This is a genomic window from Microcoleus sp. Pol7_B2 (assembly GCF_036701035.1).
GTDB lineage: Bacteria > Cyanobacteriota > Cyanobacteriia > Cyanobacteriales > Microcoleaceae > Microcoleus.
In genome coordinates, this window is sequence record NZ_JAUBQB010000140.1 from 1 (window position 1) to 7,898 (window position 7,898).

Below are 7,898 nucleotides of genomic sequence, written 5' to 3' on the forward strand. Positions count from 1 at the left end.
TTTAATGCCAGTCTTATTGCCTTAAACTTAGCTAAACATGAACTCTCTAGTTGTCATTCATCTGCCAAGTCGTTTGTGTTTTCTCTGGCCTCTTATAAACGTCTGGAATTCAATAAGCACCTACTTTGTACCTTTATTGATAAGTTAGGTTTAGACCGGGATTTGATTTTAAATCACCCTAACCTTCCTTCAGTCTTGTCTTATGGTACTTTGGCTGCTTAAAAACTGTCCGGAGTATTGTTTTAAGATTGTCAAATTTTTGTGTGATTTTTTTACTAACGAACATAAATTTGATTTCCCCAAAATACGTCAATATACTTACACAGAGAAAATCATTTAGGATTGCTATAGATGACCCTTAGCTCTTAATAAGGGTATGGTAGTGGTTTGGAAAACTTAATTTTTATTTACAATATGCTTTCTATCCTATCTACTTTACGTCAAGTCTCTTCTCATTTGCAAGAGCGCTTGATTCAACCCCTCCCTGTGAATCCAGCCTACGAAGCCACCGTAAATCATTTTGCCATCGCGATCGGCTAAAAAAATGTGATCGACGCCGAGGGGGTTTTTCCAAGCCCTAACCGCTGTTCCATCCCTAAGTCTGATAATGGGATTGGAACTGTTAAAATCCCTGTGGTGTGCTGGTGTCATTCCTGGGACAGCTTCTAAAATGGCGCGAGCTTCAAGGGTAACATCTGAAATGTTGGCAGCGGTGGCTGCTGAACAGCCACATCCATCTGTCACAGTTTGCTTGAGCCTTTCTTTGATATCGCCATCAAACAGCGATAATTGCTCAATCTCCTCTAAAAGTTTGCCGTGTGGCTCAGATAAGCGCCTTTGGCAATAAATTGCTGTCAGCAAGTCCTCTAACCCTACTTTTGTCAGAGCCTCTGCAATCAATCCCGTCAAACCTAGTACGGCAATACCTCCGAGCATTCCTGCCGGGCCACCTAGAAATGCTAGAGCTGCTGTGATTGCAGCCGCTCCTGTTAAACCTGTCGCAGCCATCGTCACTACCAAGATGATACCTGGTAAACCCAAAGCAGCTACTTTCTTGACGACTTCATCCATTTTACTAACCTTCGTTGTTGCTTTCTTTCCTCTACCAACCAGTTGCCAGCACGAAAAACCTGTTAGCGCAACAAGTTAGGCGTTGCTGAATACAGGTATGAATGGAAGATTTCCCAATTGCTATAAGCCAAGTCGAGTGAGTTTTGTAACATCAAGCGAAAAGTGGATTCATACTCTAATTCAGCAACGCCGACTTTTGATTTCCCCAGATATCATATTGCGCTTTCTTGTCTCATAGATAATTCTAAAAATTAGGGCGCTTATCAGTTTAGCTTGGATATGGTTTTGCTGGAGATATGCAGCCCAAATCTATCTGCTGCTTGTACTTCAATTAAAATCTTTGCGCTCGAAGGCTTCGCTCGTCTATGCAAGTAATATTTGCAGGGGAAAGTTCAGACTAAACGCCTTCGGAATTTACGATCGCTCACCAGCACTTGTCTCATCATCACTCAACCGTATTAGACAAACTCTCAAACCACCAAACTAAGGTACGGACATCCTCAAGCGCTGAAGCTAACCGGTCGCCATCGCCCATCCAATCGCCATACTCCCCATGCTCGCCTGTCCCCCACACTATGATGTACTCTAGCCCCGGATCGATCTGCACGCCAAACCCACCGCTAGAGAAGTTAAATACTGCGTAGAGGTCGTCTGGCTGAACAGACCATCGCAAGAAAACGACGCTTGCCGCCAATGCTGGGAATTCGTTGAACACTTGAGCGAAGAAACGTTGACTGAATTCAGGAGTGTTGGCTAAAGCAATGTCTTGTGGCAGGCTCCACCACTGGTCCTCTGTCTCACGACCACAGCGAGGATCGTATTCTGGAAACTTGTCCATATCTCGTAACTGTAGGGGAAAAAGAAACCCAGCCTTGCTTAATCAGGGTATGAAAAAAATAAGTCGAAAATCCAGAAGCTTTGTAGATACTGGTTTCTAGGATTTGCATATTTAGTCTTTCATACCGTAAATCAGCAACGCGCGGAAAACAAAATTTTGATAGTTGGCGATCGCATACTTTCCCCTAATTCAACTGAGCGCGTAAAGCTTCCCGTCAGAGCCCGTAGTATAGATTACCCCCTCCGCGATCGCCAGTTCAGAGTATAATGCCGTTCCTATTGCAAACTTCCATAGTTGTTGTCCTGTCAGAGCATCTACTGCATAAACATTACCGCTAAAGGTTCCTAAGTAAACAATTCCGTCAGCAATAGTCGGAGGTGTTTGTATGTTAGTATCCGTTGTAAACTGCCACTTCTCTTCCCCAGTTGTGCAGGAAAGTGCGTAGAGTGTATGAGTATTTTGGCCGATAGTATAAACTGTGCCATCAAAAATCGCCAGAGCGTGTCTCAACGACCCTTTTTCTGGACTAAAGTTGCAGTTCACCTCTCCAGTACGGATATCTGCTGCATAGAAATTTTTCTGTCCAACCAAGTAAACTGTTCCATCAGAAATAGCTGATAAGCGATCGTCGTAGTGTTGAGTTTTGAATTGCCATGCAACTTCTCCTGTAGCGAGAGAAAGCGCATTTACGTAATGATAATTGTGTACTAAAACGATTTCATCATCTATCAAAGGGCAACCGCTAGATGAGGACACTTGGGCCTGCCACTTTAATAGTCCATTCCGACACGACAGGGCAGAGAGTTTGTGAGATCCGTCTTTGTTTCTGCTGTAAACATAGATTGTGCCATTAACAACAGCAGGAAACTCAGCGCTGCTGAGTTTGATAGACCACTGTTCTTGTCCAGTCATCGCAGAAAGTGCATACAAAGAATCACTTCCGATGTAAACCATGCCATCAGCCACAGCGGAACAAGAATAAGTTGTTTTTTCAAACTGCCATACTTGTTTTCCAACTTCAGCATCTATGGCATAAAGATTAGAGTAACTGGCGCAGACATAAACTATTCCATTCGCGGCAATCGGGGGGGATGATAAATGTCTATCCAGCGAGAATTTCCACTTCAATCCAACAACCTGGTGAACACCTCTAGTAATGTAAACACCAGTTTGTTGTGGATTGGCGCGATACATAGCTCCATCTGAGCTAATTGGAGGATCTGCTAAAGGCTCTCCTTGAATTGAAGCATCTGAAAGGATTTGGTTAATTAGTGCTGTTGTAGTATCAATTGCGTATAGATAACCATCTTCACTGCCAAAGTAAACCACTTCAGCAGCAATAGCAGGAGATGAAGACACTCCACCCATTGCTGTAAACTTCCACAGTTGCTGGCCTGTAGTGCTGAATAAGGCATAAAGATTTCCGTCTTCACTGCCGAAATAAACTATTCCCTCAGCGATACTAGGGTAATTGATGTTCCAATCACCACGGTAAAAAGTCCATTGTAATTGTCCTGTTTCTTTGTTGAGAGCCAATAAATATCCATCTCTAGTGCCAATGTAAACCATGTCATCAGTGACTAACGGACTTGTGCAGATATAACCGCTTGTTTGGAATTCCCATACAATTTGTCGGCTAGCACTATGTAAAGCCAAAACTGAACTTTTTGTAGAGGAATAGTAGGAGGGACAGCTAACATAAACTATTCCGTTAACAACCACTGGAGCCAAAAAACTGAGATTGTGTTTGTTGAATTGCCACTGTACCGCAGATGAAGCACTATCTAGTGACCAGAAACTACCAAATGCAAAAATGTAGACTGTGCCATCAGCAACAGCAAGAGAACTAACTCCATTGGGTTGCTCAAATTGCCATATTACTTGCTTGGTAGCAATATCCACAGCTTGGAGATAACCCTGTACGTTCATAATAGGTGTGCAAGGGCGATCGGTGTTTGACCCGTATATTTCCGTAAAATTACTGGCTACATAAACAACACCATCTGCTACAACGGGCGATGATTCCACTACACCTGGGGTGGCAAATGTCCATTTAGCTATACCTGTTTTCAGGTCTATGGCATACAACTGATTATCGTTACTGATGTAGGCAACATTATCAACAATGGTCGGTGGCGATGGACGTAAGAAGGCATTTTCAGACCCTTCCCCTTCTTTTGGTATTTGAAAAGTCCACTTCACTTTTCCATTTCGGCTATTAACTGCATAGAAAGTACCCTGGTCATTTATAACGTAGACTACTTGATTAATAACGACTGGAGAAACACGTATTGTCATTTTTGTATTGAACTTCCACTTTAATCCATCGGGGTGATGAACTCCCCTACCATCATATAAACCCATACGCTGTTCCTCTAAAGACGGCCGATGATTTCTTTGGTCTAATTTTTTTATATGAGTAAAAATGACCCTTATTCTAGAAAAAGGAAAAATTATTATAAATGTAAAAAGTTTTAAAACCTGGACAATTAAGCCTGAAATAAATAAAGCAAAACACAAGAAATATTGGCTCATGTAATCACATCACTTCTGTCATAATCAACTGGCACATTGGCAACTGACCCGCAACCCGCAATCACTCAATCCTCAGCAAATTTGTTAGCTTCACACAAACAATCCCTTGGAGAATCATTAAAAATAGCCCCGTTGTTTTAGGTCAAGCTTCATTATGCTTCATCCCGCAAATGGGTAGCTGCCAGTTCCCTCGCTGCGCCTGAGTATCTGCTTGATTTTGAGCGTTTCTCTGGAATTGATAAATTCGCACCTCACCCGACCCAACGACCCTACCTCACAAGAGCGATCGCGCCCCCATCAGGAAATTTCTCGTTCAAACTCTGATTGAAATAATACTGACACCAAAATTCTGCTACTTCCAACAACATGGGTACGGATTCAGCAACGATACCCGAACCCGACTGCAATCCATAGCCTTCTACATATTCTCTAGCTAGTTTGTAAGCCCAATAGGGAAAATCTGTCTCTACAAAACAGCGCAGTGCATACTCTAGCTTGAGTAAATCTCCACTGCGGACAAAACGCACCGTTGTCCATCTAAAATTACGATAGTCATCCCCTTGCACCCCATCAATATCTTTCAATAAGTTTCTGAGAGATTGCCTGCTTTCGTAACTAGGGTTTTCTCGGTAACTGTCCATCAGTGAGATCGCTTCATCCACTAATTGTTTTTGCTGTTCCCATTCTTCCTCCGTAAAATGTTCTGGACAATTCGCCTGATTTATCTGCTGCTGCACCAGTCGAGCAATGTAGATCGCAAACTTTTCGGCAGCAACTTCATCAGCGCACAGACTTTTGATACTCGTCAGCCTGGTTATCGGTATGGCCAATCGAGCTTTTTCAACTTCTTGGGTGGCTTGAATCCATTTTTGGATTTTCTTAGCAATAGCAAGCTGTTGTTTGTTTGGTTTCATTCTAAATTGCCGACTATTAATATCCCGATTGAAGCAACGCTTCAGAAAGTAAATCTGTTAGTTTGAGGGTAACAGCCCACTGGTTTAAGTAAGCGAGATCGAGTCGTTCCCCTTGCACCTTCAAAACTCCCAAGACATCCCTCCACTGCTTTTGGGAACCGCCAGGAATTAGTTGGTACCAACTGAGTTTTTGCAGGACGATATCTTCGGGCGAGTAGATGTAAATTCCCTCCTCTGTTAAACCGCTAACAGGGAAAAGTTGGCGTCGGCTCATCACGGAAGCCGAAAAAGGGTCATCGCTGCCCATCACAAAAATATCTGCTTTCTCCATCGAAGGCAAATAGATGACATTGAACGATGATTCGCGGGGTGCTGTTCTTGAATTGGCAATCGCTTCAGTCACAGCCGACTCGCTTATGTAAAACTCGCCTGACATGGCATCAATTAGTCTCTGTGCTGTTCGCGATTCCATGTCAATTACTAAGTCCAAATCTTGCGTAGATCTGTTTTCTCCCAACAGCGAACTTGCTACTGAACCTCCCACCACATAGGGAATATTCAGCGGTAGCAAGATGCTGGCTATTTTTTGCGCTAATTCGATCGGCTCTGCAATCACGAGTTCACCCCAATCTTTACTGTCTGATAAAACTTCTATCCACTCAGCGCCCAAGCACCTTTTAATAAATTCTTGCCGAACTTTTGCCTCAGCAGCATTGGGATACTGGTTCTTTATTCCAGATATTGCCAGCCTTCGCACCGCTTGATTGAAAGCGCAAGTCCGCTGTACTTTTTGTTGGGGCGTTAACTGTCGCAATAGCTGAAACATCAGCACGTCAGCTTCAATGCTGGTATCGATAGATTGCGGCTTGTATCTTGACTTGACTGTGACTGTTGGCATTGGCGGCATGATGCAATCTTGCTCCCAGGCAGAGATTTCAAAATTATATTACAGAATCTAAATTTTTCAGACCGCTTTATAACAATGATATTTTTCCTTAATTATAATGAAAGTTTAACCCTAAAAAGACTTGCTATAATGATGTCCAAAGCAAAGGCAATATTTACCCGAGCTACTAACCAGATGCCAAGGTCTAGACATTGTAAGGTTTAATTGTTCAACGACCAATTCTGACTAAGACTTTTTTCACACAACTGTTCTTGGGAGAGATGAAGATATGGACTTAAATCAAAAGTCGAGAAATCATCGATGGCGAGGGCGACTAATAAAAGCTGGAGGGGGTATTCTACTAATTTTCGGCACAGGTTTAAGCGTTTTTACCTGGAAAGCCTTCTCACCACCTTCTGTTAATCGACTACCACTTCCCAAAACTTTAGTTTCTCTAGAATCACCCGAAGGACAACAGCTATTGAACCAGAGCAAGAGCAAACAGGATTTTCAACCGCTTAGCACCCACATTGAAACTCAAAAGCGTCCCGCCTATTGTGGTGTGGCTAGTAGTGTGATGGTTCTGAACGCACTCGGCAGCAAAAAACAGGGATATCGCACCCTAACCCAAGACACCTTTTTTGACGGTCAAACCCAGAATATCCGTTCTTCTTATGCCGTCACTTTTTCGGGGATGACTCTTGATGAATTAGCTGCCTTACTGAGAAGTCACAACATCAAAGTTGAACTCTACTATGCGTCGGAGACAACACTTAACCAATTTCGGAGCCAAGCTAAAGCCAACCTTGCCAGTTCTGGCGACTATATAATCGTGAATTACCAACGCTCTGTTTTGGGTCAAGGTAAAAGCGGGCATATTTCTCCCCTTGCTGCCTATCACGAACCAAGCGATCGGTTTTTGATTGAAGACGTAGCCAGCTATAAATATCCGCCTGTATGGACTTCTACTGAAAATCTTTGGAAAGCGATGAATACTACCGATTCTATTTCCAAAAAGACACGGGGCTATCTCGTTGGGCGCCAGTAAAATAGAGAATTAGGCAGTGCATAACGGGGCTTCAACACTTACTCAAAAATGCCAAGAGTGCGGGTGCGACCAAAAGTAATTGGAGTATTATGCTATTTTTTATTTAAACTTTATCAGTTTTGGAAAGCATTATGTCTAAACTTTTTGCCGTTGTTGTAGCAACCATTCCAGAGTATTACGACTATAGCGCTCCTCAATGATTTTCTATGTACAATATTGAGGAATTTTGGGAAAATCAAATTTATGTTCCTTAGTAAAGAACTCAAACAAAAATTTGATAATTTTAAAAGACCTACATAAATACCAATACTTTCTTAAAAAGTTTTTAGCTTGTAACCAAATATATTCAACGGGATTCTGTTGGGGAGCATTGGGAGCAAATAAAATACAAGTAATTGACCAATTCTCAGGTTCTTTGTCACTATTTACTGTTGATAAGAAATCTCTAAACTCTCCATATTTATGATAACTATAGCAATCCTCGCATCCTTATCATGATTATGGTACAATTATATGCAATACTTAATTTTGACAAAAAAATGAATAACTTACAACTTTCACAAAAAGATATGGAAAAAGAAATAGCCCAATTAGAATTTTTCATTA

Annotated in this window: 6 protein-coding genes and 1 pseudogene; 2 read left to right on the forward strand and 5 right to left on the reverse strand. The window is 42.1% G+C overall.

Annotated features, from left to right (window positions below):
* Positions 1-222: pseudogene (locus tag QUA57_RS27700) on the forward strand (transposase); the annotation flags it as partial.
* Positions 223-435: 213 nt separating this feature from the next.
* On the opposite strand, the gene QUA57_RS27705 reads toward QUA57_RS27700, so the two are convergent.
* From QUA57_RS27705 to QUA57_RS27725, 5 genes are all read right to left on the reverse strand, one after another.
* Positions 436-1,071, reverse strand: coding sequence for a hypothetical protein (locus QUA57_RS27705; RefSeq protein ID WP_333064980.1), 636 nt, complete (start codon positions 1,069-1,071; stop codon positions 436-438).
* A 445-nt stretch (positions 1,072-1,516) separates the two neighbouring features.
* Positions 1,517-1,786, reverse strand: a complete 270-nt coding sequence (locus tag QUA57_RS27710) for a hypothetical protein (protein WP_333064979.1) — start codon at positions 1,784-1,786, stop codon at positions 1,517-1,519.
* 312 nt (positions 1,787-2,098) lie between these two features.
* Positions 2,099-4,444 carry an outer membrane protein assembly factor BamB family protein gene (locus QUA57_RS27715; RefSeq protein WP_333064978.1) on the reverse strand — a complete coding sequence of 782 codons (2,346 nt, stop codon included), beginning with the start codon at positions 4,442-4,444 and terminating at the stop codon, positions 2,099-2,101.
* A gap of 269 nt (positions 4,445-4,713) precedes the next feature.
* Entirely contained in the window at positions 4,714-5,358 is a 645-nt protein-coding gene (locus QUA57_RS27720; protein WP_333064977.1) for a hypothetical protein, read from the reverse strand.
* A 16-nt stretch (positions 5,359-5,374) separates the two neighbouring features.
* Positions 5,375-6,265 (reverse strand): hypothetical protein, encoded by an 891-nt coding sequence (locus QUA57_RS27725; protein WP_333064976.1) that lies wholly within the window; start codon positions 6,263-6,265, stop codon positions 5,375-5,377.
* 268 nt (positions 6,266-6,533) lie between these two features.
* Between QUA57_RS27725 and QUA57_RS27730 the strand changes: the two genes are divergently transcribed.
* Positions 6,534-7,292, forward strand: a complete 759-nt coding sequence (locus QUA57_RS27730; RefSeq protein ID WP_333064974.1) for a phytochelatin synthase family protein — start codon at positions 6,534-6,536, stop codon at positions 7,290-7,292.
* Positions 7,293-7,898: the final 606 nt, after the last annotated feature.